Here is a 22,708-nt window from a genome sequence, read left to right as displayed (position 1 = left end):
TCATGCGCCTCCGAAACAGATCAGGCGGTCGGCATCCTGCACCGCGTCATGCAACTGACCGAGGCCGGACAATTCCCACGGTGCGCTGACTGCCACGGCGTCACGCTGATAACGTCCGGCTTCCTCGGCATTCAACACGCCACGGCGCAGGGCCGCGGCGATGCACACCACGCCGTCGAGGTTTTGTTCGGTGATGAAGGTTCGCCACTGCTTGGGCAGGTCCAGTTCGTCCTGCGGCGTGACCACGGCGTCGGACGCGTTGTGGACCCCGTCCTGATAGAAAAACAGCCGGACAATCTCATGCCCGCCGGCCAGCGCAGCCTGGGCGAACAGCAGGGCGCGGCGCGAGGACGGCGCATGGGCGGCGGAAAACAGCGCAATGGCGAACTTCATGACGGACTCGATCAGCAAAACTGCGGCCATGATAAAGCTTTCTCGGCGGGGCGGCGAAGTCGATGTTTCCCGCGCCCGTCTCGATGCGAACAGGAGGCTGTCAGCGCGGCATGTAGCCCAACTGCCAGCGCCGCGGAATTTTCAGGGTCAGCAGCCCCAGAACGCCAGCAAACAGTCCGCTGACCAACATCGCCTTGAGCCCCAGATGATGTTCCAGCACCGCCCCCAGAATGGCCCCGACCAGCATCCCGCTCCACGGCACCAGTTGCACCCGCCAGCCACTTCGCCGTTCGCCTAGCACCCACCGCCCCAATCCCCGGCCGAATCGTGACAGTGCGCCGGTGACATACGTCAGCCCGACCGGCAGACCGTTCACTTCTTCCACCGCTGCGTTGAGCATGCCCATCGCAATGATCGCCGCCAGCAGGGCAGGCAGTTGCGTGTCAAAGGGCCAGGCCGCCAAACAGAGCAGAGCGGCGATAGACAGCAGCAATGGCAGCGCACGCCGTCCGCCCAGTCGGCTGACCACGACACCCAGGGCATTGCCGACAATGAACGTCGCCACCAGCAGGATCAGCCTCAATGTCAGTCCGCTGTCACCCTCGCTGATCGCCACTGCCAGTCGCGTTGTGTTGCCGCTCATGAAGGAAACGAAATCGCCGCTGGCCATGAAGCCGATGGCGTCGGTCATGCCGGCCAATACCGACAGACAGGCAACCAGTGCCAGGCCAACACGGCCGCGCCATTTCTGTATGTGAAGATGTCCGGGGCTGGCGCGGTGGGTCGAGGTGGAAGGCAGCATCGAGGCAGCATCCTTGTGCAGGGGTTACGGTTCTATGCCATACAGATCGCAATATTCCAGCCAGTCCATCCCGGCCATTTCCGCTACTTCGCGATGCACTTCCAGGCGTTGCGCCTGGTACTCCTCGGGCGTCGCGGCGGTGAGCTGCAACGTCAGTTCCCAGGCAAACAACCCTTGGCTTTCGGCCTCGGCTTCGAAAGCTTCGTGCAGCCGTTCTTCGCGGTACTGCGCCTGGGTTTCGCCCTTGGCCTGGGCCAGTAGCGGGTTGAGGTGGTCGAGGGTTTCGCGCAGTTCCGCATGCGCTTCGAGAAACAGTTTCAGGGCCTGTTCGTGTCGCTGTTCAGTAGGCGCCATGGGCTTTCCTTGTAAGGCTGATGACCGTTAATGTGCCGCAGCGGCCGCCCTGTGTCGCGCTCTAAATGCAGTAAAGCAGAACGTTTTTTGGCGTTGCGGTGATACAGTCCGCTTTTTTCCGAATGAGCGAATGCAATGCGAATGCTGATGGTGGCACTGGCGGCAACCCTGCTGGCCGGTTGCGCGGGTTCGGCGATGGAAGACGCCCGCACGCAAACCCCTTACAAGACCCTGAATTCGGACAAGCCCGAAAAAGACGTGGCCCGGTGTGTGCAATTCGCCTGGCAGGACGAAGCGGTGTTCGGCGTGGACGCGGCGGCGTATCTGCAACCGGGCAAGAAGGGCGGTTCGACGGTCTATACGCGCTCGGCGGAGTCGTTTGTCGACTTGACCACGGAGGCGTCCGGCACCGTGCTGAATTACTACGCGCAGAAGGATGATTTTGTGGCCAAGCGCCGCTTGGCGGCACTGGCAACCTGTCTGTAAAGAGGCAGCTGGATGCGTTGACGCTACGCGCCCCGCGCCAGCCTGCGGGCGAGGGGCGCTGAATTCAATCAATCAAGCGCTTCTGGAAGAAATGCCGCTTGTGCCCCAGCGGGTAATCCGCAATCTCGCCACACTCGGTATACCCCAGTTTTTTGTAGAACCCGGGCGCCTGAAAATCAAAGGTATCGAGCCAGATCCCTACGCAGTCTTTTTCCCGGGCGAATTGCTCGACCATCTGCATCAGCTTCGAGCCGATTCCCTGTCCCCGACCTTCCTCCGGCACCGCCAGCAACTCGATAAACAGCCACCGATAGAACGTGTGCCCATAAAGGCCACCGAGGATCGCGTCGTTATCGTCGCGCACCAGCAGAGCGACCGGTTCGTACAGCGAAGGCCCGGCCTTGGCGATGTTATGGGCACGCAGGGGCGCCAGGATGGCTGCGCGCTGTTCTTCGGTGGGGGCTTGTGACAGCTCGATCCGCAACGTCATGTTGTCTTCCTTGTAGTAATGAATCGGCAGCCTATCGCGCCGCAGCCGATTCAGGCAAACGCTTGGAACCGTCGCTGTTGTGCCGGGGTCTAGCCCTTTAGGGCGTCCATCCGGAACGCGTTTGCCTGGGAGATTCCATGAACATTTTCGAAGCCCTTCGTGAAAGCCACGACCGTCAGCGGACCTACGCGAAATCGTTGATCGAGACCAGCGGCGACACCCCGGAAAGGGTCGAGGCCTACAAGCAGTTGAAGGCTGAGCTGCAGGCCCACGAAACGGCCGAAGAGCGCCACTTCTATATCCCGCTGATGGAGTTCGACAACGGTATCGACCTCAGCCGCCATGCCATTGCCGAACACCATGAAATGGACGAGATGATGGAAGAACTCGACGAGATCGAGATGTCCAGTCCGGCCTGGCTGGCCACGGCGAAAAAGCTTTCGGAGAAGGTCCATCACCACCTGCAGGAAGAAGAGCAGAAGTTCTTCCAGATGGCCGGCAAGCTGCTCGACGACAAGCAAAAGGAACAGCTCGCCGGGCAATATGAAAAGGAGTTCAGGGCACAGCTTTCCTGAACCGCTGAATGCAGGTTTTTGCAATAACGCGGTGTAGTCCTTTTGCCATGCGTTGAGTGAGCTTCATCGCAATGAACTGTGTTTATATACAGTGTTTTCGGCGTTTTTCGGATTTCGTCGAGGCAGACTGCGACAAAACCGCCGATGGACAAAAAATCCCCCTCCGTTAGCTTGAAGGCCTCTCCTTGGACAGGAGAGTTCTTAAATCAACGGAGTGAAAAACATGAATCAACCACAAGCTCAAACCCAACTGCGACACGGTCGCGTCATTTCCCCTGCAAGCCGCGGTGCGGTGGCCATCGAGCAAGGATTGCTCGGCGGCTGGCAGGTCAATGAAATGGAAGGCGGCAAGAACTTCCCGGCACTCGCGGCCGGCCCGTTTCCCGCGCCATTCGAAAGCGACAATCCGAGCGTCGTGCCGCCTGCCGACGGCTATATTCTCAGTGGCGGCAAGAACGACGCACGTGATTGCGTGAACTTCACCGCAGAAGAAATGAGCAAGAAACTCGGACGTCCGTTCTCCTGGCCGCTGCTCAATGTCACCCCCGGCCAGACCCTTGAGGTCAAGTGGGAGTACACCGCGCCGCACACCACCCGCGGTTACCGCTGGCTGATCACCAAGGATGGCTGGGACCCGAAACAACGCATCACGCGAGCGCAACTGGAGGCGCAGCCGTTCGCCGAGGATTTCTATCCGCAAGTGCCTTATTACAGTCACTCGGCGGAATTGAAAGCCAAGGTCAACCACGCCGTAAAACTTCCCGGCAACAAGCAGGGGCATCACGTCATTGTCCTGATGTGGATCGTCGCCAACACCGGCAACGCCTTCTATCAGGCCTTCGATGTGGACTTCAAATAAGCCCGCAACATCAAACCCACAGGTTCTGAAGGATTAGAACATGTCAAACATCGACTTCACCCTATTGAAAAACCAGGCCAGTGACGCGGCGTCGCTGATGCCGACACTTGCCGGCAAGAAGATCCTCATGGGCTTCTGGCACAACTGGCCAGCCGGACCGAGCGATGGTTACCAGCGCGGCCAGTTCGCCAACATCGCTCTGGAAAACGTGCCGAAGGAATACAACGTGGTCGCGGTGGCCTTCATGAAGGGCAGCGGGATTCCGACCTTCAAGCCGTTCAACGTCTCCGATGCCGAGTTCCGCCGTCAGGTTGGCGTGCTCAACAGTCAGGGGCGGGCCGTTCTGATTTCCCTGGGCGGTGCCGATGCGCACATCGACTTGCGCGCCGGCCAGGAGCAACCGCTGGCCAATGAAATCATCCGTCTGGTGGAAACCTACGGCTTCGACGGCCTGGACATCGATCTTGAACAGAGCGCGATTGATTTCGCTGCCAACAAGACCGTCCTGCCCGCCGCACTGAAACTGGTCAAGGATCACTACGCCGGCCAAGGCAAGCATTTCATCATCAGCATGGCGCCGGAGTTTCCGTACCTGACCACCTCCGGCAAATACGCCGGTTACTTGCAGGCGCTGGAAGGTTATTACGACTTCATCGCTCCGCAGTTCTACAACCAGGGTGGCGACGGGGTCTGGGTGCCGGAAGCCAATAACGGCAATGGAGCGTGGATCGCCCAGAACAACGACGCGATGAAAGAGGACTTCCTCTATTACCTGACCGAAAGCCTGGTGACCGGCACTCGCGGTTTCACGAAGATCCCGGCGGACAAATTCGTCATCGGCCTGCCGGCCAACGTCGATGCCGCTGCCACCGGTTACGTGATCGACAAGACCGTGGTTGGTAACGCGATGAAACGCCTGGCGGTCAAAGGGCATCCGATCAAGGGGCTGATGACCTGGTCGGTGAACTGGGATAACGGCACCAGCAAGGATCGCGTGTCGTACAACTGGGAGTTCAGTCGGCGTTATGGACCGCTGATTCACGGGGCGCCGTTTGCGGCGCAGGGCACTGATGCAGCAACCGTGAACGTGGCTCATCAGTAGTCAATGAAGTAAAAGCCCGGTAGCGCTGCCGGGCTTTTTTTCGTCGGCGGTTCGCATCATTTCACCTACCATGGCCATCTTCCGAATGACAAAAAGGATCAGGCGTCATGTCCAACACAACCGAGCGGGTCAACATCGTCGATACCCAGGTGTTGTCCCACGACTGGTATCTGCTGAAGAAAATCACCTTCGACTATCGCCGCAACAACGGTGACTGGCAGCGTCAGACGCGCGAGGTCTACGACCGTGGCAATGGCGCGGCGATTCTGCTGTTCAACCGCGAGCAACGCACCGTGGTGCTGACCCGACAATTCCGCCTGCCGGTGTTCGTCAACGGTCACGACGGTTTGCTGATTGAAGTGGCGGCCGGGTTGCTTGAAGGTGCGGCGCCTGAGCAGCGCATCCGTGACGAAGCCGAGGAAGAAACCGGGTACCGCGTGCATGACGTGAAGAAGGTGTTCGAGGCCTACATGAGTCCCGGCTCGGTGACCGAGAAGTTGCACTTTTTCATCGCCGAGTACGATGCCTCGTCAAAGGTCAGTGAAGGGGGCGGTCTGGAAGAGGAGACCGAAGAACTTGAAGTGCTGGAGTGGCGTTTCGACGACGCGCTGGCGGCGTTCCAGCGTGGTGAGATCTGCGATGCCAAGACCATCATGCTGCTGCAATATGCGGCGATGAATAACCTGTTTGGCGGTTAAAACAGATCACCGGTTTTGCCAATGTCCGACCACTGGCCACCCTCAAGGGTCAGCAAGCGCTCCTTGGCTTCCAGGCCTCCGGCAAACCCGGTCAGTTTTCCTGATGCGCCGATGACTCGATGGCACGGCGCGATGATCGAAATCGGATTGCGCCCGTTTGCCGCGCCGACCGCACGCACCGCGCTCGGATGGCCGATCTGTTCGGCGATCTGGCGGTAGGTGCGGGTTTCGCCAAACGGAATGGTGAGTAGTGCGGCCCAGACTTTTTTCTGGAACTCGGTGCCGGCAAAGTCCAGCTCCAGATCGAACGCGTTTCGCGTGCCTGCAAAATATTCTTCCAGCTGTCGCGCGGTTTTCATCAACACCGGGTTGTCCGGTGCCTCGCTCATCGGTCCGAGGCGCACCCGGTTCGGTTTGTCGTTTTCCCAGAGGATGGCGGCCAGACGTGAACCGTTCGCGACCAGCTTCAACTCACCGACGGGCGAGGGCAGGGTGATGAACGTGTAGGCCATGGAAAAAACTCCGGTACGGGGGCGAAAACTGCGCCCAGCATACTGCCGGATCGGGGAGGCGCAAACCGTAAACGCGACCATACTGGCTGATGCTCTTGAAGCGCTTTCCTACCTTATAAAAAGAAGAGACCGACTCATGAAGTACGAACCTTTTGCCAAATCGCTGATTGCGACCTCATTGGCGCTGAGCTGCCTGATGGCCCACGCCGCTTCGGTTGCCCCGGTTGCCGCCGAAAACGGCATGGTGGTCACCGCCCAGCACCTGGCCACTCACGTGGGCGTCGACGTCTTGAAAAGTGGTGGCAACGCGGTGGATGCGGCGGTCGCCGTGGGTTATGCACTGGCGGTGGTTTACCCGGCGGCGGGTAACCTCGGTGGCGGTGGTTTCATGACCATTCAACTGGCGGACGGACGCAAGACCTTCCTCGACTTCCGGGAAAAAGCCCCGCTGGCCGCAACGGCCAACATGTACCTGGACAAGGACGGCAACGTCATTCCGGACCTGAGTACCCGTGGCCACCTCGCGGTGGGCGTTCCGGGCACCGTGTCCGGCATGGAGCTGGCGCTGAGCAAGTACGGCACCAAACCGCGCAAGGACATGATTGCCCCGGCGATCAAACTGGCGGAAGAAGGTTTCGAGCTGCAACAGGGCGACGTCGAACTGCTGGAGTACGCTACCGACGTGTTCAAGAAGGACATCAAGGATTCCGGCGCGATCTTCCTGAGCAACGGCGAGCCGATGCAGGTCGGGCAGAAACTGGTGCAGAAGGATCTGGGCAAAACCCTGCGCACCATTTCCGAAAAAGGCGCCGATGGCTTCTACAAAGGCTGGGTGGCCGACGCCATCGTGACGTCCAGCCAGGCCAACAAGGGCATCATCACCCAGGCCGACCTCGACAAATACAAGACCCGCGAACTGGCCCCGGTGGAGTGCGACTATCGTGGCTACCACGTTGTGTCGGCACCACCACCGAGCTCCGGCGGGGTGGTGATCTGCCAGATCATGAACATTCTCGAAGGCTACCCGATGAAGGATCTGGGCTTCCATTCGGCCCAGGGCATGCACTACCAGATCGAGGCGATGCGCCACGCGTACGTGGATCGCAACAGCTACCTGGGCGACCCGGACTTTGTGAAAAACCCGATCGAGCACCTGCTGGACAAGAACTACGCAACCAAACTGCGTAACGCGATCCAGCCGCAGAAGGCCGGCGTGTCGGCGGAGCTCAAACCCGGTGTCGCACCTCATGAAGGCAGCAACACCACGCACTACTCAATCGTCGACAAATGGGGCAACGCGGTCTCGGTCACCTACACCCTCAACGACTGGTTCGGCGCGGGCGTGATGGCGAGCAAGACCGGGGTGATCCTCAACGATGAAATGGACGACTTCACTTCCAAGGTCGGCGTGCCGAACATGTACGGCCTGGTGCAGGGTGAAGCCAACGCTATCGCCCCGGGCAAGGCGCCGCTGTCATCGATGAGCCCGACCATCGTCACCAAGGACGGCAAGGTGGTGATGGTGGTCGGTACGCCGGGCGGCAGTCGCATCATCACCGCGACGTTGCTGACCATGCTCAACGTCATCGACTACGGCATGGGCCTGCAGGAGGCGGTCGACGCGCCGCGCTTCCACCAGCAGTGGATGCCGGAGGAAACCAATCTCGAAGACTTCGCCGCCAGCCCCGACACGAAGAAGATCCTCGAGAGCTGGGGCCACAAGTTCGCCGGGCCGCAGGACGCCAACCATATCGCCGCGATTCTGGTCGGTGCACCGTCGCTGGGTGGCAAACCGGTCGGCAAGAACCGCTTCTACGGCGCCAACGATCCACGGCGCAACACCGGGTTGTCATTGGGTTACTGAGCGGAGTAAAAAGGGGCGGGCACACGTCCGCCCCTGTCTCAAGGACCGATCAAGGAAGGCTCACCATGACCACCGCATTGCTGATCATCGATGTCCAGCGCGCCCTGTGCGCAGGCGAGTACGAGTGCCACGACGCCAAGCGGGTAATCGACACCATCAACGGCCTCAGCGCCCGCGCCCGCAAGTCGGGCATTCCGGTGGTGCTGATCCAGCACAGCGAAAAGGACAGCCCGTTCGCTCACGGTGCCGAAGGCTGGCAACTGGCTGAAGGACTGGAAACCGCGCCCGGCGATGTGCGCGTCGACAAGACTGCCAACGACTCGTTCTACCAGACCAACCTGCAGAAACTGATCCCCCGGGAGGACTTCGACCGCCTGGTGATCTGCGGTATGCAAACCGATTACTGCGTCAACGCCACCGTGCGTCAGGCCCACCAGCTGGGGTACGACGTGGAACTGGCGGCCGACGCCCATACGACGGTCGACAACGGCAACATGAGCGCCGAAGACATCATCGCCGAGTACAACAAGGATTGGGCGCATCTGAGCGGTTCCGTGGCGCGGATCGATGTGAAGCCGGCGGCCCAGATTACGTTCTGATGGGTTATCACAGTCATTGTGGGAGCGAGCTTGCTCGCGATGGCATTCGTTCAGTCACCGATGATGTTGAATGTGCTGCCCTTATCGCGAGCAAGCTCGCTCCCACACTGACGCGTGTGAATCACGCCATTTGCAACCGCCGCACCACGGCCTGAAACCGCTCCGATTCTACCCACTGCGGATCCGCGTCCTCCACCAGCAACATGATCCCCAGGTGATGCTCCAGGTGAAGGGTGATCACCTGACCGTCGACTGCCAGGTCCCAGTAACACTGATCCAGACCGCTGGCCTGGGTTGTCCAGGTTCCGCTCAGCGTCTGCTGGAGCTCATCGGCGATGCGCTTGAAGGATTCTGTGTCCGAACTGCCCGACAAGTGAATATCTGACTCGGCCATGTGTTGCTCCTTGAATGACGTCGGGAATAAGCGAAGGCATATTGCGACCGCCTGAAATCAAGTCGCAAACATCAACCTGCGAACATCGCTCACCGGCTCGGACACCGCACCGCTCAGCACCAACCGCGTAATCGTCTCCGCCGCCAACGCATAGTCCTCATCCTGCGGCACTTCCCGCCCGGTGATGCGCCCCATCTGCCAGCCAATGTTGGTGTAGGTGCGCGTCGCCGACCAGATGAACAACATCAAATGCTCGGGAGCGACCGGCGCCAGCAGCCCACGGTCGATCCAGCTGCGCAGGCACTCGACATTGCGCCGGGCTTCGCCGTGCAGCAGGTCGCGGCATTCGTCGGGCAGTTGGCGACCGCCGAGCAGCAACTCGCCGCTGAACACTTTGGCAATTGCCGGATATTCGCGGGCGATGCGGATGCGGGCGGCGACGTAGGCGCGCAGGCCGATCAGCGGATCGTCACTTTCGCGCAGTACCGCCGAGGCTTCCAGCAACGGTTCGATAAAGCCGAGCAGCACTTTGCCGTAGAGGTTTTCCTTGCTCTGGAAGTAGTAATACAGGTTGGCTTTGGGTACACCGGCGCGAGCGGCGATGTCGCGGGTCTGGGTCGCGTCGAAGCCGTTGGCGGCGAATTCCTCGCTGGCGGCGGCCAGGATCAGTTGCTGGTTGCGTTCGCGGATGCTGCTCATGGACGGCATGAAGGGTCTGGCCATTGCGGGTTCGCAATATACAAAACTATATAGCGATTGGGCCAGCGAACTTGTTCCTCAGCGCTATGCTGGTATCAGTTTCGGTAACCTCAGGAAAATGACAATGCCCCTTCAGGCACTGCGCGCCACGACGATTCACCTCGACGCGGTGGCGAAGCTGTTCGACGCCTATCGTGGTTTTTATGGCCAGCCGTCAAATCTCGAGCAATCGCGGGCCTTCATCGCCGAGCGCATGACCGGCAATGAATCGGCGATTTTTCTGGTTGAGGATGAAAGTGGTGAGGCGCTGGGATTCGTCCAGCTATACCCGACGTTCTCTTCGATAGACGCCCATCGCACCTGGCTGCTCAGCGACCTGTTCACCACGCCGGCCTCTCGGGACCGTGGAGTCGGGCGGCTATTGATGAACACCGCCCGCGACTTTGCCGTCAATACCGGCGCCAAAGGGCTGGTGCTGGAAACCGCCACCGACAATTTCACCGCCCAGGGTTTGTACGAATCACTTGGCTGGGTGCGTGATACGGCCTATTACACGTACACCCTCGATTTGCGTCAAAGCTGAATCGGCTTTTTCAGGTTTTTCCCGAATCAGGTCTTTCCCCGAACGTAGACCATCACTAGAATCCGCCCCCGGCGCTCCGCAATGGAGGCTCTTTGATATCATTTTAGGGACGACATCATGCAATTCGGGAAAATCCTTGCGCTGGGTCTGGTGCTCGCGCTGGGTGGCTGTGCCAGTTTCACCAAGGACGAAGTGGCCCCGGTCACGCTGCCATCGATGGCCAGCTATGCCAACAAGCCAAATGTCTATGTGGATTTCGACTTCTACCAGGGCGAGCCGAAAAGCGCTTCCGCCGTGGAAATGCCGCAAGCTCGGGAGATGCTCAAACCGCAATTGCAAACCGTCCTGAAGGATTCCGGTTTGTTCGGTCGTGTCACCTTCGACCAGTTCGAGAAGCAGCCAGGTGACTACAGTCTGCGTCTGAAAATGTACAACCATCCACCGAATGGCGGTCAGATGGTGCTGGCGTTCATCAGTGGCCTGAGCATGACGATCATTCCGGCCTACGCCACCGACCAATACACCATGAGCCTGGAAACTCTCGATCAGCAAGGCCAGCCGTTGTCCACCGCCAGCAACCATGACGCGGTCGGCACCTGGATGGGCATCTGGTTCCTTCCGCTGGCGTTCAATACGCCGAAAGCGGCGGTGACCGATACGTTCACTCGGCAGGTCAATGCGTTGCTCAAGGAGTGGGCCGACAGCAACCGTCCGAAATATTCGGGTATCTGACGCACGAGACAGCAGCAAAAAAAGAGCCGCAATCGCGGCTCTTTTTTTGCCCTTACTTCAGGGCCTGGATGAACTGTGGATCGCTGTACAGATTCTTCAGCAAGTCCTGCAGCATCGGGTTGTAGGCGTTGGTCGCGTTGGGGATCGCGATAAAGCCGAAAAAGCTGCTGTTCCACTGATGGCTGACATCTTTGGTGGCGTCGTACACCACATCGTTGCCATTGCGCAGGGTGAAGCGCGCAGCGATGGTGCCGTCACCTGTGCCCATACCGGCGTTCAACTGGTTTTTCACCACCAGCACTTGCAGATGACGCGTCGCCTGCGGATCAAGCAGACCGGCCTTGCGCAGTTCTTCGGTGATTGCGTCCTGGATATGCGCCGGGATGCTGCCTGTCGGCGACTTGATCGGGTTGGCGCGGACCATCAACGAGCCTTCGCCCGATTCGGCAGTGACCTGCGGATTGCTGATCGCGTGCAGCGGCGGGGTTTGCTTGAGCTTTTGAACGTTGTCGAAGCTTGGCTCGTAGCGGGTCATGGTCATGCCACAGCCTTGCAGGAGCAGAGCAAACAGCGGGACCAACAGCAGCGATTTTTTCACGGCAGTTCCTTGCGCGTAGAAGAGGGGGGCGAATTATGGGCAGAGTGCCATCATTGGGCAACTGTCTTCGCCGCCTCATTCACGTTGCCGCAACAAGCCCTCGATCTGCGCCAGTTCCCAGGTACTTAACAGGCTCACCGGATCGGTGCCGAAACGCTGCCGGGTGTCGAGGGTCCATTGGCGGCCGTCCGGGCAAAAACAATCAGCGCAGTGATGCAGGCGCTGGCCGTCGAAGTCCAGCTGCAAACGCCAGCCTTCGATTTCGACCGACACCCGATCCGCTCGCGCGCTCGTCACCCGCAAGGTACACACGCCCAACGCGGCATCGCGCAATCGCTGGCACACTTCGCGGCTGGTCAATTCGGTCGGCATCCTGGGCTCCATAGCCTGAAACAGCGCGTCAGCATAGAGCGCACGCCAGCGGATGTCAGCGATCACTGGCCCACGCCGGTGCATTTGCGTAACATCCGCAACCCTCTTTTTCCGCAGCGCTCTTTTGCGCAAATGCATGCGGCCGCGCCCGTCGGCCGCTCTGTCAGGTAAGCCATGAAACCGATTCGTCTGCGCGCCGATGTCCTGGCCGGACTCACCACCTCGTTTGCCCTGTTGCCCGAATGCATTGCGTTTGCGCTGGTGGCTCATCTCAATCCGCTGATGGGCCTGTACGGCGCCTTCATCATTTGCACGTTGACCGCGTTGTTCGGTGGCCGGCCGGGCATGGTTTCCGGGGCCGCCGGTTCGATGGCGGTGGTGATCGTCGCGCTGGTGGTGCAGCACGGTGTGCAGTATCTGCTGGCGACGGTATTGCTCGGCGGTTTGATCATGATGGCGTTCGGTCTGTTGCGACTGGGCAAACTGGTGCGCATGGTGCCGCACCCGGTGATGCTCGGGTTCGTCAACGGTCTGGCGATCATCATTGCGCTGGCGCAACTGGAGCATTTCAAGAGCGGTGAGCAGTGGCTCAGCGGCACGCCGTTGTACCTGATGACCGGGCTGGTGCTGCTGACCATGGCCATCGTCTATGTATTGCCACGCCTGACCCGGGCTGTGCCGCCGGCGCTGGTGGCGATCCTCGGCGTCGGTTTGCTGGTTTATGTGCTCGGTCTGCCGACCCGTACCCTCGGCGACATGGCGCACATCGCCGGCGGCTTGCCGACGTTCGCCTTGCCGGACATCCCGTGGACGCTGGACACCCTGCGCATCATCGCGCCTTACGCGATTCTGATGGCGCTGGTCGGCCTGCTGGAAACCCTGCTGACCCTCAACCTCACCGACGAAATCACCGAAACCCGTGGCTACCCGGATCGCGAGTGTGTGGCGCTGGGCGCGGCAAACGTAGTCTCCGGCGCGTTCGGCGGCATGGGTGGTTGCGCAATGATTGGCCAGACTGTGATCAACCTCAGCTCCGGCGGACGCGGACGCTTGTCCGGCGTAGTGGCGGGTGTGTTGATTCTGCTGTTCATCCTGTTTCTGTCGCCGCTGATCGAGCGGATTCCGCTGGCGGCATTGGTGGGGGTGATGTTCGTGGTGTCGCAACAGACTTTCGCCTGGGCGTCATTGAGGGTGCTGAACAAAGTGCCGCTCAACGATGTGCTGGTGATCATCGCGGTAACGACCATCACCGTGTTCACCGACCTGGCCACGGCGGTCTTGTGCGGGATCATTATCGCGGCGTTGAATTTTGCCTGGCAGCAAGCGCGCGAGCTGTACGCCGACGAACATCTGGAAGCGGACGGCAGCAAACTCTATCGCCTGCACGGCACGCTGTTCTTTGCCTCGACCACGCCGTTCCTCAATCAGTTCGACCCGGCCAACGACCCGCAGCGGGTGACGCTGGATTGCCGGCACCTGAGCTTCGTCGATTACTCGGCCATCGCGGCGCTGAAAACCCTGCGTGAACGCTACGCCAAGGCCGGCAAGCAGTTGCAGGTGTTTCACCTGTCCGAGCGCTGCAAGAAGTTGCTGAAACGCGCCGGGGTCGATCACGACTGACGCGTCCTACGCAGTACAAAATTCAATGTGGGAGCGAGCTTGCTCGCGATAGCGGAGTATCAATCGACAAAGATGCCGACTGATCCACCGCCATCGCGAGCAAGCTCGCTCCCACAGTTTTTTGCATTACGCTGGATTTTCAATGGCGGGGAAATCGATGTCGGTCAGCGCCGCGTTGTTCAGGTAGTTGGTGAGGGTCTGCGCGGCGACGATGGCGATCACTTCGATGATCTTCTTGTCGTCGATGCCGGCAGCGCGGGCGGCGGCGATCTGTTCATCGCTCAGATGACCACGGGTTTCGGTCAGTTGATGGGCGAGGGTGGCAAAAGCATTCAATCGACCGTGACGTGCTTCGATGATTTCCTCTGCTGCCAGCCCGGCCTTGCTGGCGAACAGGGTGTGCGCCGCCAGGCAATAATCGCAACCGTTGACTTGCGAGGTGGCCAGATACACCGCCTCTTTTTCCTTGGCGCTCAGGGACGTTTTGCCCAAGGTTGCCGAGATTTGTACGTAGGCATCCAGCGCAACGGGCGCGGTGGCCAGGGTCTTGAACATATTGGGCAGGAAGCCGATTTTTTTCTGCACGCCTTCAAGTGTCGGGCGAGTGGCGTCGGTGGCGGTTTCGAGGCTGAGAGGGGCGATGCGGCTCATGGTGATTCTCCAAAAGTCCGGTGCGAAGTGCGCCGGGGATGGAGTGAATGCTACGGAACGCGGCTGGTGCTTTGGGTGCAAATCGTCGAGGATATGCGACAGACCGTCCAAACCTGTCGTTGCGAGAATCAGTCATGGATCGCCTTTCTACGTTACTCAGCCATTTCGGCGTCAATGCCGGCACCTTTCACAGCGGCACGTTTTGCGGGGTGAGCGCCTACGGCGGCGATCAGGTGTGCGGGCATGTGCATCTGTTGCAGGCGGGGGAGCTGCTGCTCAAACCGGGCAATGATCCTGAAATCTCGCTCAATGAACCGACCCTGATCTTTTTCCCCCGCCCCATGGCCCATCGCTTGTTCGCCAACGAAGCCATGGGCACGCAATTGGTGTGCGCATCGCTGACGTTCGACGGCGGCGCGGGTAATGCCCTCGCGGCAGCGCTGCCGGATTATCTGGTGCTGAAACTCGCCGACCTTCCCGAAATGGCCAACACCCTGGAGTGGCTGTTCAAGGAAGCGTTCGATGGCCATTGCGGGCGCGAAGCGGTGATGGATCGGCTATTCGAATTGCTGGTGATTCTGTTGTTGCGCCACCTCATCAGCAGTCGCCACCAGCAGCCGGGCATGATGGCGGGACTGGCGGATCCGAAGATTTCCCGAGCCTTGAACCTGATGCACGACCAACCGGCCAAGGCCTGGAGCGTCGCTGAACTGGCGAGTGCCGCCAACCTGTCCCGCGCCGGTTTCGCCGAACACTTTCGGCGGGTGGTGGGGCAGACGCCGGTGGATTATCTGGTGAATTGGCGGATCAGCCTCGCGCAGAAACGCCTGCGCGAGGGACGACCGATTGCCCTGATCGCCGAAGAGGTCGGTTATGAAAGTCCCTCGGCGCTGGCCCGGGCGTTTCGGCGCAAGACCGGGCTCAGCCCGCGGGAATGGAAATCCGGCGCAAGCTGAAAACTATCTGGCGAATTTCTTTGCCCCGGCCACGCACAGGATCACCCCCAGCGTGACCACCAGCATGCCCGCGCTGACGTGCTCATGGAGCAAGGTCGCGGCCAGTGCCAGGCCAAAAAACGGCTGCAGCAATTGCAGCTGTCCGACCGCCGCAATCCCGCCCTGCGCCAGCCCGCGATACCAGAACACAAAACCGATCAGCATGCTGAACAGCGAAACGTAGGCCAGGCTCACCCACGCCGACAGGCTGATACCGCTGAGCGAGGCGGGCGCCAGCCACACACTCAGCATGGCCATCACCGGCAACGACAGCACCAGCGCCCAACAGATCACCTGCCAGCCGCCGAGGGTGCGCGACAGTTTGGCGCCTTCGGCGTAACCGAGGCCGCAGGCGAGAATCGCCGCCAGCATCAGCAGATCGCCGGTGGGCGAGGCGGTCAGTCCTTGCGAGATCGCAAAACCCGTCACCAGCGAACTGCCCAATACCGAAAAAATCCAGAACACCGGACGCGGTCGTTCACCGCCGCGCAGTACGCCGAAAATTGCCGTCGCCAGCGGCAGCAATCCTACAAACACAATGGAATGCGCCGACGTTACGTATTGCAGCGCCAGGGCCGTCAACAACGGGAAACCCACGACCACACCCAGCGCGACAATCAGCAATGACAACCACTGGTCCCGCGCCGGGTGCCGTTCGCGAAACAGCCACAGCAGACATAACGCCAGGACGCCGGCGATGGTTGCGCGGATGACCGTGAGAAACACCGGGTCGAATTCCAGCACTGCCAGCCGCGTGGCCGGCAACGACCCGCTGAAGATCACAACGCCGATGAAGCCGTTGATCCAGCCGCTGGTTTTTTCCAGCGCCGGGGTGCCGAATTGGGTGGTTCGTTCCATACGCGTTGCGCTCAGAGGTGGGTTGCGTTGCAACAATCCTAGGGTCGAGAATCAGCACAATCAAAGAATTGTCATGGATACAGCCCGACATGCCGCGCTCCCGTTACAAAACCCTCGTCGACACCTATGCGGCTGACATTCGTGCCGGTCGCCTGCTGCCCGGCACGCGTTTGCCGACTCACCGACAACTGGCGGCCAGCGAAGGACTGGCGCTGGTTACCGCGTCGCGGGTGTATGCCGAGCTTGAGGCCATGGGTCTGGTCAGCGGCGAAGCCGGGCGCGGCACCTTCGTGCGGGAAACCTCGTTGTTGCCGGGGCAGGGCATCGATCAGAAAGATATCGCGGTCGGCATGATCGACCTCAACTTCAATTACCCGTCATTGCCGGGGCAGGCCGAGCTGCTGCGCACCGCGTTGCGGCAACTCGCGTTGTCCGGCGACCTCGAAGCGCTGCTGCGTTACCAGCCCCACGCCGGTCGCCAGCATGAGCGGGCCTCGGTGGCACGACACCTGCAGACACGGGACTTGAATGTCGAGGCCGAGCAGGTGCTGATCGTCAACGGTGCCCAGCAAGGGCTGGCGGTGACGCTGATGGCCTTGCTCAAACCCGGTGATGTGATCGCCGCTGACGCCTTGACCTATTCCGGATTCAAAGTGTTGGCCGAAGCGCTGCACCTTGAAGTGGTGGCGATTCCCGTCAATGAGCAGGGCCCCGATCTGGCGGCCCTCGACAAACTCTGCCGCCAGCGCCCGGTGCGTGCGGTGTACAGCATGCCGACCCTGCACAATCCACTGGGCTGGGTGATGCCTCTGGAGCAACGTGAGGACTTGATCGCGATTGCCCGCCGGCATGATCTGACGATCATCGAAGACGCTGCCTACGCCTTTCTTGTCGATACCCCACCGCCCCCGTTGGCGGTTCTGGCACCGGAGCGCACGGTCTACGTTTCAGGCCTGTCGAAAAACATCGCCACCGGCCTGCGCGTAGGCTTCATCGCCGTGCCGATCGAGCGGGTGGCGGCACTGGAGCGGATCATCCGCGCCACCACCTGGAACACGCCTGGCGTGATGACCGCCATCGCCTGCGGCTGGCTGGACGACGGCACCGTCACCTTGCTCGAAGCACAAAAGCGTAGCGACGCTCGGGCCCGGCAAACCCTGGCCGCGCAGATCCTCGACGGCCTGCCGACCGTGGGCCATCCCTCTTCGTATTTTCTTTGGCTGCCGCTGCCGGAAGATGTCCGGGCCGACCATATCGTGGTCGAGTTGATGCACGAACAGGTTTCCGTCACCACCGCAGAACCCTTCACTGTGTCCGCCCATGTGCCCCACGCAATTCGTCTGGCGCTGGGGTCGGTGGACATGCTTGTCCTGCGTCAAGCCTTGCTCAAAGTCCGTCAGGTGGTGGGCGCCTACCTGTAGCGCAACTTGCCGCGCCCGATTACCCTTGGCGCCGCCGACGATCTGGAAAAACCCCTGATGAAAAACGCTGCATTCGCTCTCGCCCTGATCCTCAACGCAGGCCTTTTCAGCACGCCGACACTGGCAGCCGGTGACGCCGAGGCCGGCGCAAACATCTTCCCGCGCCTGTGCGGCGGTTGCCATCAGGTCGGCGAATCCGCCCGCCCGGGCTTCGGCCCGGAACTCAACGGCATCATCGGCCGCCAAGCGGGGACGTCGGCGAATTACGTGTACTCCGACGCCATGAAAAACTCCGGCCTGACCTGGGATCGTGAAACGTTGACGAAGTATCTGAAAGATCCGAAGGGCGTGGTGCCGGGGACTCGGATGATCTTTTGGGGGCTGAGTGACGAGGAGAAGATTGATAATTTGTTGGCGTATTTGCAGACATTTCAGTCCGAGTAGTCGCGGCTGACCGGTTACAACACCAGAATCTTCGGTGACGTGATCAAACTGAAACGGTGCAGTAAGCACCGGTTGGACGTGAAAAAGCCCGGCTGATCAGGCCGGGCTTTTTGTTTGTGCAGCCTTAGAGCGTTGGACTCAGGCAACGCGACGTTCGATCAGGCGATCAGCGCCACCTTCAGCCACACGACGCTCGATCAAACGATCAGCACCACCTTCAGCCACACGGCGTTCGATCAAACGATCAGCGCCACCTTCAGCCACACGACGTTCAATCAGGCGATCAGCGCCACCTTCAGCCACACGACGTTCAATCAGGCGATCAGCGCCACCTTCAGCAACGCGACGTTCAATCAGGCGATCAGCGCCACCTTCAGCCACACGACGTTCGATCAGTCGATCAGCGCCACCTTCAGCCACACGGCGTTCGATCAGACGATCAGCGCCACCTTCAGCAACGCGACGTTCGATCAAACGATCCGAACCACCCTCAGCCACACGACTTTCAATCAACCGGTCCGAACCGCCTTCGGCGATCATGGTGTGGGCGGGTTTGGCTGCAAAAGCGTTGACTGCAAGAACCGAGAAAGCGATGCCGAGAAGGATTTGGCGTTTCATGATCGTGTGCTCCAGGGGTGTTGTTTGTTGGGTATGGAGCGGATGTTACGCCGCGGATTTTTTATGAGAACTTCATTGACGTGATGGTGACTATCGACGCCAGCAATGAATGCCAGGACCCTTGTTCTAGGGCGCCAGCGGCCGAATGCACAGCTCTCCGGTGGCGCGGATCAATGCCAGATCATGCAGTGCATCACGACTCAGACCGGTGCGCGCCTTGGCCAGCCACGCCGGACAGTTCGGGTCGTGGCGGTAGGGTGTGAAGTCGGCATATTGCTGCAACAGACGGGTTTGCAACTCATCCAGACGCGGGCGAATCTGCTTGCCCAGATCCGGGCGCGGCGTATCGGGCGCCGCACCGGCCGCTTGCCATTGTGCGAGCAAACCGTACTGCACCAGTTTGTTGGCCTCAATCTGCGCGGCGATCAACTGCGCGACGTCTTCCGGGTCGAGCTGGCGTTCGGTGGCGAGCTTGCGCGCGTTGTCGAGCACCTGCGCTTCACGGGGACTGTCCTGGATCGGCTTGCCGCTGTCCCATTTGGTCAGGGCGACGAGGTCACCGATGTTCAGGCGTTCGTTCAGGGTGTTCATCAATCCTTGCACTACCTCGGGCGAGGGCGCAGGGCTGGCGTGGGCAGTCGACGCCAGTACAGTCAATAAAGTGCAGCTCAGCAGAAACGGGGAACGGCGCATGGGAGGGATTCACTTCCTGTCGTGATGGAAAGACTATGCAGATGGGTCGAGGTGCAGATTACGAAGTTTTAATGCAAACGGGTACGACCTGAACGGCATTGCATACCTTAGACTCTGTCATCAGCTCCTGCCCCGAGATGGATCCTCAATGCAAACCCCCGCTCATTCCCCCCTCTGGAAAACCTACCTGCTGTTCCTGGCCCCAATGGTGCTGTCGAACTTCCTGCAATCGATGTCAGGCACGGTCAACAGCATCTACATCGGCCAGATGCTCGGCACGCAGGCGCTGGCGGCGGTGTCCGGCATGTTTCCGATCATCTTTTTCTTCATCGCGCTGGTCATCGGACTGGGCGCCGGGGCAGGGGTGCTGATCGGTCAGGCGTGGGGGGCGCGTGAGTCGCATATGGTCAAGGCGATTGCCGGGGCGACGCTGTTGCTGGGGGTATTGATCGGGCTGGTGGCGGCGGTGCTGGGCAGTGTGTTTGCGCGCCAGGCCTTGCAGGGGTTGGGGACGCCGACGGATGTGCTGGATGATGCGGTGGCCTATGCCCGGGTGATGATGTGGACCTTGCCGGTTGTGCTGGTGTACGTGCTGTTCACCCAGTTGTTGCGTGGGGTGAGCGACACGCTGTCGCCGATGCTGGCGCTGTTATTGTCGACCATTGTCGGGCTGGCGCTGACCCCGGCGTTCATTCGTGGCTGGTTCGGCCTGCCGCAACTGGGCATTCAGAGCGCGGCGTTCGCAGGCCTGGCCGGAACGCTGGCGGCGATGGCGTGGCTGTCATGGAGCCTGATCCGCAAGGGCCATCCGCTGGCGCCGGATCGCGAGTTTTTCGCGTCGCTGCGACTGGACGGCGCGATTCTCGGCAAAGTGCTGCGTATCGGTCTGCCCACCGGGGTGCAAATGATCGTGCTGTCGCTGTCGGAGCTGGTGATTCTGGCGCTGGTCAACCAGCACGGCTCGCAGGCGACGGCGGCGTATGGCGCGGTCACGCAGATCGTCAACTACGTGCAGTTTCCGGCGCTGTCGATTGCGATCACCGCGTCGATCCTCGGCGCCCAGGCGATCGGCGCCGGACGGCTGGAGCGGATGGGCCCGATCCTGCGCACCGGGCTGTGGATCAACGTGTGCCTGACCGGTGGTCTGATCCTGTCGGGTTACCTGTTGTCGCACTGGTTGCTCGGGCTGTTCCTGACCGAAGACTCGACCCGGGCGATGGCCGAACACCTGTTGCACATCATGTTGTGGAGCCTGCTGATCTTCGGTTTCCAGGCGATCATCGGCGGCATCATGCGCGCCAGCGGCACGGTGCTGGTGCCGGTGGGCGTGGCGATCATCTGCGTGCTCGGCGTGCAATTGCCGGCGGCCTACTGGCTGGACGGGCAGTTCGGTCTGCAGGGCGTGTGGATGGCGTTTCCGATCGCGTATCTGGGGATGCTGGTGTTGCAGACGCTGTATTACACGCGGGTCTGGAAGCATCAGAAGATCGAGCGATTGGTGTGATGAAGCGATCCGGGTAGATATTGGCGAGGCTGGCGTAACCGCCGGATGTTTGCTTAAGTCATTCGAGACCCATCGGGCGCCGGAGCATTCCATGTCGATTCGATTGTTGTTGGCGGCCGCGTGTTGCTTGATCGTCGTCCCTGCCGCGCAGGCGGTTGAGTACACCCGGGTCAATACCACCGCCAGCCAGATCAGTTTCACTTACAACCAGATGGGCTCGCGGATGTACGGCACGTTCGGCAAGTTCGACGCGACGCTGGATTTCGACACCGACAACCTCGCCAGTGCCCGCACCACACTGCACATCGACCTCACCAGCATCGACGCCGGCAGTGAAGACGCCAACACCGAACTGGTGAAACCGGCATGGTTCGACACCGAAAAATTCCCGGTGGCAGTGTTCGAATCGACCCGCTTCAGCCCGGCCGGGGACAACCGTTATCTGGTCGACGGCCACCTCACCCTCAAAGGCATCACCCGGGAGGTGCAGGTGCCGGTGCAGCTCAAGCCCGACAGCAGCATCGGCATCTTCGACGGCGAACTGGTGCTCAAGCGCGACGAGTTCGGCCTCGGCGCGGGGGAGTGGGCCGATACCGTGGTGTCGAAGGATATCGACATCAAGTTCAAGGTCGTTACCCCCGCGCAGTGACCGGCCTCAATACGCCCGCCAGTGCCCCGGCATCCAGCGCCATTGGTTGCCGGCCCAGCGGTAATGCCCGGCGACCCAGTGATAGCCCGGCGCAGGCATTGCCGGAACCACTTCGACGATCGGGGGTGGCCGATGCGGGCGAGCCGGTTCGACGACACAGCCTGACAAAGCGATTGCCACCAGCGTGGCAGCGAGCAAGGGTTTCATGGTTTTCGGGGAACGCGGAACGTTCATGACAGCTCCTCAAGGCCTGCGTCGGGAAATCAAAGCAGCTGAAAATTGGACGCCAAATCGGCGAAAAGTCCGTTCTCGGGCAGATGAAATTTTTGTCAGGCTTGCACAAGGTATGATGTCGCGGTTCGCCGGTCGCTAAAGCTGCGCGGCAACTTGTGTTTTACCGTTGGAGTCCGCCCGCCATGCCCCGCATCACCCACTACAAATCCCCATGCCCCGAAGGTGTCAACAGCCAGATCCTGCAGATGGTGGTCGATAACCTGACCGACATCAGTGCCATCGGCCTCGGCCCGAGCAACCTGCTGTACAACGTCTATCAGTACGCGGTGGGCTACGAGGTGCATCTGTATCTGGAGGCATTGAACGGCGAGAAGGGCACAGAAGTGGAACTGCTGGTGGCCACCGACGACGATGATCCGGAGCAGGTGACCGGCTTCCTGTTGTACCTGCCGGTGCAGGGCGATTGGGAGGCGTGCAACGTGGCCTATCTGGCGGTGCGCGAGGGGCATCGGCGTCAGGGCGTGGGCCGTTCGTTGATCGCGGACATGGTGGCGCGTTACCCCCATGCCGAGTTGACCTGCAGCGTCGGCAAGGTGCCGTATTTCGAGGCGCTGGGCTTTGAAGTGCTGGGTCGATTGGAGACGCAGGTGCTGATGAGCACCCGGCATTACCGCAGCAACGGGCTGCGCGGTTTCATCGACACCACACCGATCTACCGCTCACTGGAAGTGCAGCAAATCCACACCTACCTGCTGCAAAAACACGGCAAACGGGCAATGCTCGATGCGGAGAAACAGCGCGACCGGCATCTGGATCAGGTCACTCGGCGCACTGAAGAATTTGTCCGCCAGCGCCTGACCGTTCACTGATTCTCTTCGAAACGGCAAAAGCCCTTGTTGCGATCAGCGC

The 22,708-nt window shown here is 60.6% G+C and carries 29 protein-coding genes and 1 pseudogene; 16 read left to right on the top strand and 14 right to left on the bottom strand.

All coding sequences use genetic code 11. The annotated features are described in order from the left end of the window. The 3 genes from tusD to I5961_RS17380 form a co-directional block, all read right to left on the bottom strand. Positions 1 to 393 (bottom strand): sulfurtransferase complex subunit TusD, encoded by a 393-nt coding sequence (gene tusD / locus I5961_RS17390; protein WP_085699276.1) that lies wholly within the window; start codon positions 391 to 393, stop codon positions 1 to 3. 100 nt (positions 394 to 493) lie between these two features. Further along, positions 494 to 1,195, bottom strand: coding sequence for a YoaK family protein (locus tag I5961_RS17385; protein WP_085699165.1), 702 nt, complete (start codon positions 1,193 to 1,195; stop codon positions 494 to 496). Positions 1,196 to 1,219: 24 nt separating this feature from the next. Then, complete coding sequence (locus I5961_RS17380; RefSeq protein WP_085699167.1) at positions 1,220 to 1,549, bottom strand: DUF6388 family protein; 330 nt, start codon at positions 1,547 to 1,549, stop codon at positions 1,220 to 1,222. A 135-nt stretch (positions 1,550 to 1,684) separates the two neighbouring features. On the opposite strand from I5961_RS17380, the gene I5961_RS17375 reads away from it, so the two are divergent. Next, on the top strand, positions 1,685 to 2,035 hold the full coding sequence (locus I5961_RS17375; RefSeq protein WP_085699169.1) for a hypothetical protein: 351 nt from the start codon (positions 1,685 to 1,687) through the stop codon (positions 2,033 to 2,035). Positions 2,036 to 2,099: 64 nt separating this feature from the next. Here I5961_RS17375 and I5961_RS17370 read toward each other — a convergent pair whose 3' ends face one another. Beyond that, the gene (locus I5961_RS17370; protein ID WP_085699171.1) at positions 2,100 to 2,525 is read right to left on the bottom strand and encodes a GNAT family N-acetyltransferase; all 426 of its coding nucleotides are present in this window, start codon (positions 2,523 to 2,525) and stop codon (positions 2,100 to 2,102) included. Between the two features lie 137 nt (positions 2,526 to 2,662). Between I5961_RS17370 and I5961_RS17365 the strand changes: the two genes are divergently transcribed. The 4 genes and pseudogenes from I5961_RS17365 to I5961_RS17350 all read left to right on the top strand — a co-directional run bounded on the left by I5961_RS17365 (position 2,663) and on the right by I5961_RS17350 (position 5,759). Beyond that, positions 2,663 to 3,100, top strand: coding sequence for a hemerythrin domain-containing protein (locus I5961_RS17365; RefSeq protein WP_227232928.1), 438 nt, complete (start codon positions 2,663 to 2,665; stop codon positions 3,098 to 3,100). A gap of 223 nt (positions 3,101 to 3,323) precedes the next feature. After that, positions 3,324 to 3,959 (top strand): lytic polysaccharide monooxygenase auxiliary activity family 9 protein, encoded by a 636-nt coding sequence (locus I5961_RS17360; protein WP_007958235.1) that lies wholly within the window; start codon positions 3,324 to 3,326, stop codon positions 3,957 to 3,959. A 40-nt stretch (positions 3,960 to 3,999) separates the two neighbouring features. Beyond that, positions 4,000 to 5,025: pseudogene (locus I5961_RS17355) on the top strand (chitinase); the annotation flags it as partial. 143 nt (positions 5,026 to 5,168) lie between these two features. After that, positions 5,169 to 5,759 (top strand): NUDIX domain-containing protein, encoded by a 591-nt coding sequence (locus I5961_RS17350; RefSeq protein ID WP_085703222.1) that lies wholly within the window; start codon positions 5,169 to 5,171, stop codon positions 5,757 to 5,759. On the opposite strand, the gene I5961_RS17345 is transcribed toward I5961_RS17350, so the two are convergent. Further along, on the bottom strand, positions 5,756 to 6,271 hold the full coding sequence (locus I5961_RS17345) for a methylated-DNA--[protein]-cysteine S-methyltransferase (protein ID WP_085699179.1): 516 nt from the start codon (positions 6,269 to 6,271) through the stop codon (positions 5,756 to 5,758). The two genes, I5961_RS17350 and I5961_RS17345, sit on opposite strands and share 4 nt — an antisense overlap. Positions 6,272 to 6,407: 136 nt before the next feature. On the opposite strand from I5961_RS17345, the gene ggt reads away from it, so the two are divergent. Together ggt and I5961_RS17335 are read left to right on the top strand one after the other, a co-directional pair. Continuing rightward, positions 6,408 to 8,135: a gamma-glutamyltransferase gene (ggt, locus tag I5961_RS17340; protein ID WP_085703221.1), complete on the top strand. Its 1,728-nt coding sequence runs from the start codon at positions 6,408 to 6,410 to the stop codon at positions 8,133 to 8,135. Between the two features lie 65 nt (positions 8,136 to 8,200). Beyond that, entirely contained in the window at positions 8,201 to 8,734 is a 534-nt protein-coding gene (locus I5961_RS17335; protein ID WP_227232927.1) for a cysteine hydrolase family protein, read from the top strand. 121 nt (positions 8,735 to 8,855) lie between these two features. Here I5961_RS17335 and I5961_RS17330 read toward each other — a convergent pair whose 3' ends face one another. Both I5961_RS17330 and I5961_RS17325 read right to left on the bottom strand, forming a co-directional pair. Continuing rightward, complete coding sequence (locus tag I5961_RS17330; RefSeq protein WP_227232926.1) at positions 8,856 to 9,128, bottom strand: DUF3630 family protein; 273 nt, start codon at positions 9,126 to 9,128, stop codon at positions 8,856 to 8,858. Between the two features lie 57 nt (positions 9,129 to 9,185). Further along, positions 9,186 to 9,827: a TetR/AcrR family transcriptional regulator gene (locus tag I5961_RS17325; protein ID WP_227235619.1), complete on the bottom strand. Its 642-nt coding sequence runs from the start codon at positions 9,825 to 9,827 to the stop codon at positions 9,186 to 9,188. Between the two features lie 124 nt (positions 9,828 to 9,951). Here I5961_RS17325 and I5961_RS17320 point away from each other — a divergent pair, with 124 nt between their 5' ends. Together I5961_RS17320 and I5961_RS17315 are read left to right on the top strand one after the other, a co-directional pair. Continuing rightward, positions 9,952 to 10,410, top strand: a complete 459-nt coding sequence (locus I5961_RS17320) for a GNAT family N-acetyltransferase (RefSeq protein ID WP_227235618.1) — start codon at positions 9,952 to 9,954, stop codon at positions 10,408 to 10,410. 117 nt (positions 10,411 to 10,527) lie between these two features. Continuing rightward, on the top strand, positions 10,528 to 11,142 hold the full coding sequence (locus I5961_RS17315) for a hypothetical protein (RefSeq protein ID WP_085699189.1): 615 nt from the start codon (positions 10,528 to 10,530) through the stop codon (positions 11,140 to 11,142). A 52-nt stretch (positions 11,143 to 11,194) separates the two neighbouring features. Here I5961_RS17315 and I5961_RS17310 read toward each other — a convergent pair whose 3' ends face one another. Both I5961_RS17310 and I5961_RS17305 read right to left on the bottom strand, forming a co-directional pair. Continuing rightward, positions 11,195 to 11,740 carry a hypothetical protein gene (locus tag I5961_RS17310; protein ID WP_085703217.1) on the bottom strand — a complete coding sequence of 182 codons (546 nt, stop codon included), beginning with the start codon at positions 11,738 to 11,740 and terminating at the stop codon, positions 11,195 to 11,197. 75 nt (positions 11,741 to 11,815) lie between these two features. Further along, positions 11,816 to 12,112 (bottom strand): hypothetical protein, encoded by a 297-nt coding sequence (locus tag I5961_RS17305; RefSeq protein ID WP_085699193.1) that lies wholly within the window; start codon positions 12,110 to 12,112, stop codon positions 11,816 to 11,818. Between the two features lie 174 nt (positions 12,113 to 12,286). On the opposite strand from I5961_RS17305, the gene I5961_RS17300 reads away from it, so the two are divergent. Further along, positions 12,287 to 13,732: a SulP family inorganic anion transporter gene (locus tag I5961_RS17300; protein WP_085699195.1), complete on the top strand. Its 1,446-nt coding sequence runs from the start codon at positions 12,287 to 12,289 to the stop codon at positions 13,730 to 13,732. Positions 13,733 to 13,858: 126 nt separating this feature from the next. Here the strand turns inward: I5961_RS17300 and I5961_RS17295 are convergent, their stop codons facing one another. Continuing rightward, positions 13,859 to 14,383 carry a carboxymuconolactone decarboxylase family protein gene (locus I5961_RS17295; RefSeq protein WP_085699197.1) on the bottom strand — a complete coding sequence of 175 codons (525 nt, stop codon included), beginning with the start codon at positions 14,381 to 14,383 and terminating at the stop codon, positions 13,859 to 13,861. 134 nt (positions 14,384 to 14,517) lie between these two features. Between I5961_RS17295 and I5961_RS17290 the strand changes: the two genes are divergently transcribed. Continuing rightward, complete coding sequence (locus tag I5961_RS17290; RefSeq protein WP_085699199.1) at positions 14,518 to 15,339, top strand: AraC family transcriptional regulator; 822 nt, start codon at positions 14,518 to 14,520, stop codon at positions 15,337 to 15,339. Positions 15,340 to 15,342: 3 nt separating this feature from the next. Here the strand turns inward: I5961_RS17290 and I5961_RS17285 are convergent, their stop codons facing one another. Further along, a complete protein-coding gene (locus I5961_RS17285; RefSeq protein WP_227232925.1) occupies positions 15,343 to 16,236 on the bottom strand; it encodes a DMT family transporter in 894 nt (297 codons plus the stop codon). 89 nt (positions 16,237 to 16,325) lie between these two features. Between I5961_RS17285 and I5961_RS17280 the strand changes: the two genes are divergently transcribed. After that, positions 16,326 to 17,657 (top strand): PLP-dependent aminotransferase family protein, encoded by a 1,332-nt coding sequence (locus tag I5961_RS17280; RefSeq protein ID WP_227232924.1) that lies wholly within the window; start codon positions 16,326 to 16,328, stop codon positions 17,655 to 17,657. Between the two features lie 57 nt (positions 17,658 to 17,714). Next, entirely contained in the window at positions 17,715 to 18,101 is a 387-nt protein-coding gene (locus I5961_RS17275; RefSeq protein ID WP_227235617.1) for a c-type cytochrome, read from the top strand. A 138-nt stretch (positions 18,102 to 18,239) separates the two neighbouring features. Here the strand turns inward: I5961_RS17275 and I5961_RS17270 are convergent, their stop codons facing one another. Together I5961_RS17270 and I5961_RS17265 are read right to left on the bottom strand one after the other, a co-directional pair. Beyond that, positions 18,240 to 18,719 (bottom strand): phage infection protein, encoded by a 480-nt coding sequence (locus I5961_RS17270; protein WP_227232923.1) that lies wholly within the window; start codon positions 18,717 to 18,719, stop codon positions 18,240 to 18,242. 126 nt (positions 18,720 to 18,845) lie between these two features. Next, a complete protein-coding gene (locus tag I5961_RS17265; protein WP_085703211.1) occupies positions 18,846 to 19,412 on the bottom strand; it encodes a chorismate mutase in 567 nt (188 codons plus the stop codon). Between the two features lie 148 nt (positions 19,413 to 19,560). On the opposite strand from I5961_RS17265, the gene I5961_RS17260 reads away from it, so the two are divergent. Both I5961_RS17260 and I5961_RS17255 read left to right on the top strand, forming a co-directional pair. Next, the gene (locus I5961_RS17260) at positions 19,561 to 20,916 is read left to right on the top strand and encodes an MATE family efflux transporter (RefSeq protein WP_085699219.1); all 1,356 of its coding nucleotides are present in this window, start codon (positions 19,561 to 19,563) and stop codon (positions 20,914 to 20,916) included. Positions 20,917 to 21,007: 91 nt separating this feature from the next. Next, on the top strand, positions 21,008 to 21,565 hold the full coding sequence (locus I5961_RS17255; protein ID WP_085699223.1) for a YceI family protein: 558 nt from the start codon (positions 21,008 to 21,010) through the stop codon (positions 21,563 to 21,565). 6 nt (positions 21,566 to 21,571) lie between these two features. Here the strand turns inward: I5961_RS17255 and I5961_RS17250 are convergent, their stop codons facing one another. Continuing rightward, positions 21,572 to 21,799 carry a YXWGXW repeat-containing protein gene (locus I5961_RS17250; protein ID WP_085699224.1) on the bottom strand — a complete coding sequence of 76 codons (228 nt, stop codon included), beginning with the start codon at positions 21,797 to 21,799 and terminating at the stop codon, positions 21,572 to 21,574. Positions 21,800 to 21,981: 182 nt separating this feature from the next. Here I5961_RS17250 and I5961_RS17245 point away from each other — a divergent pair, with 182 nt between their 5' ends. Continuing rightward, positions 21,982 to 22,668, top strand: a complete 687-nt coding sequence (locus I5961_RS17245) for a GNAT family N-acetyltransferase (protein WP_085699225.1) — start codon at positions 21,982 to 21,984, stop codon at positions 22,666 to 22,668. Positions 22,669 to 22,708: the final 40 nt, after the last annotated feature.

This window comes from Pseudomonas sp. IAC-BECa141 (assembly GCF_020544405.1).
GTDB lineage: Bacteria > Pseudomonadota > Gammaproteobacteria > Pseudomonadales > Pseudomonadaceae > Aquipseudomonas.
Note: the sequence above shows the minus strand (reverse complement) of the source record. Positions and strands in the feature narration are given on the sequence as shown.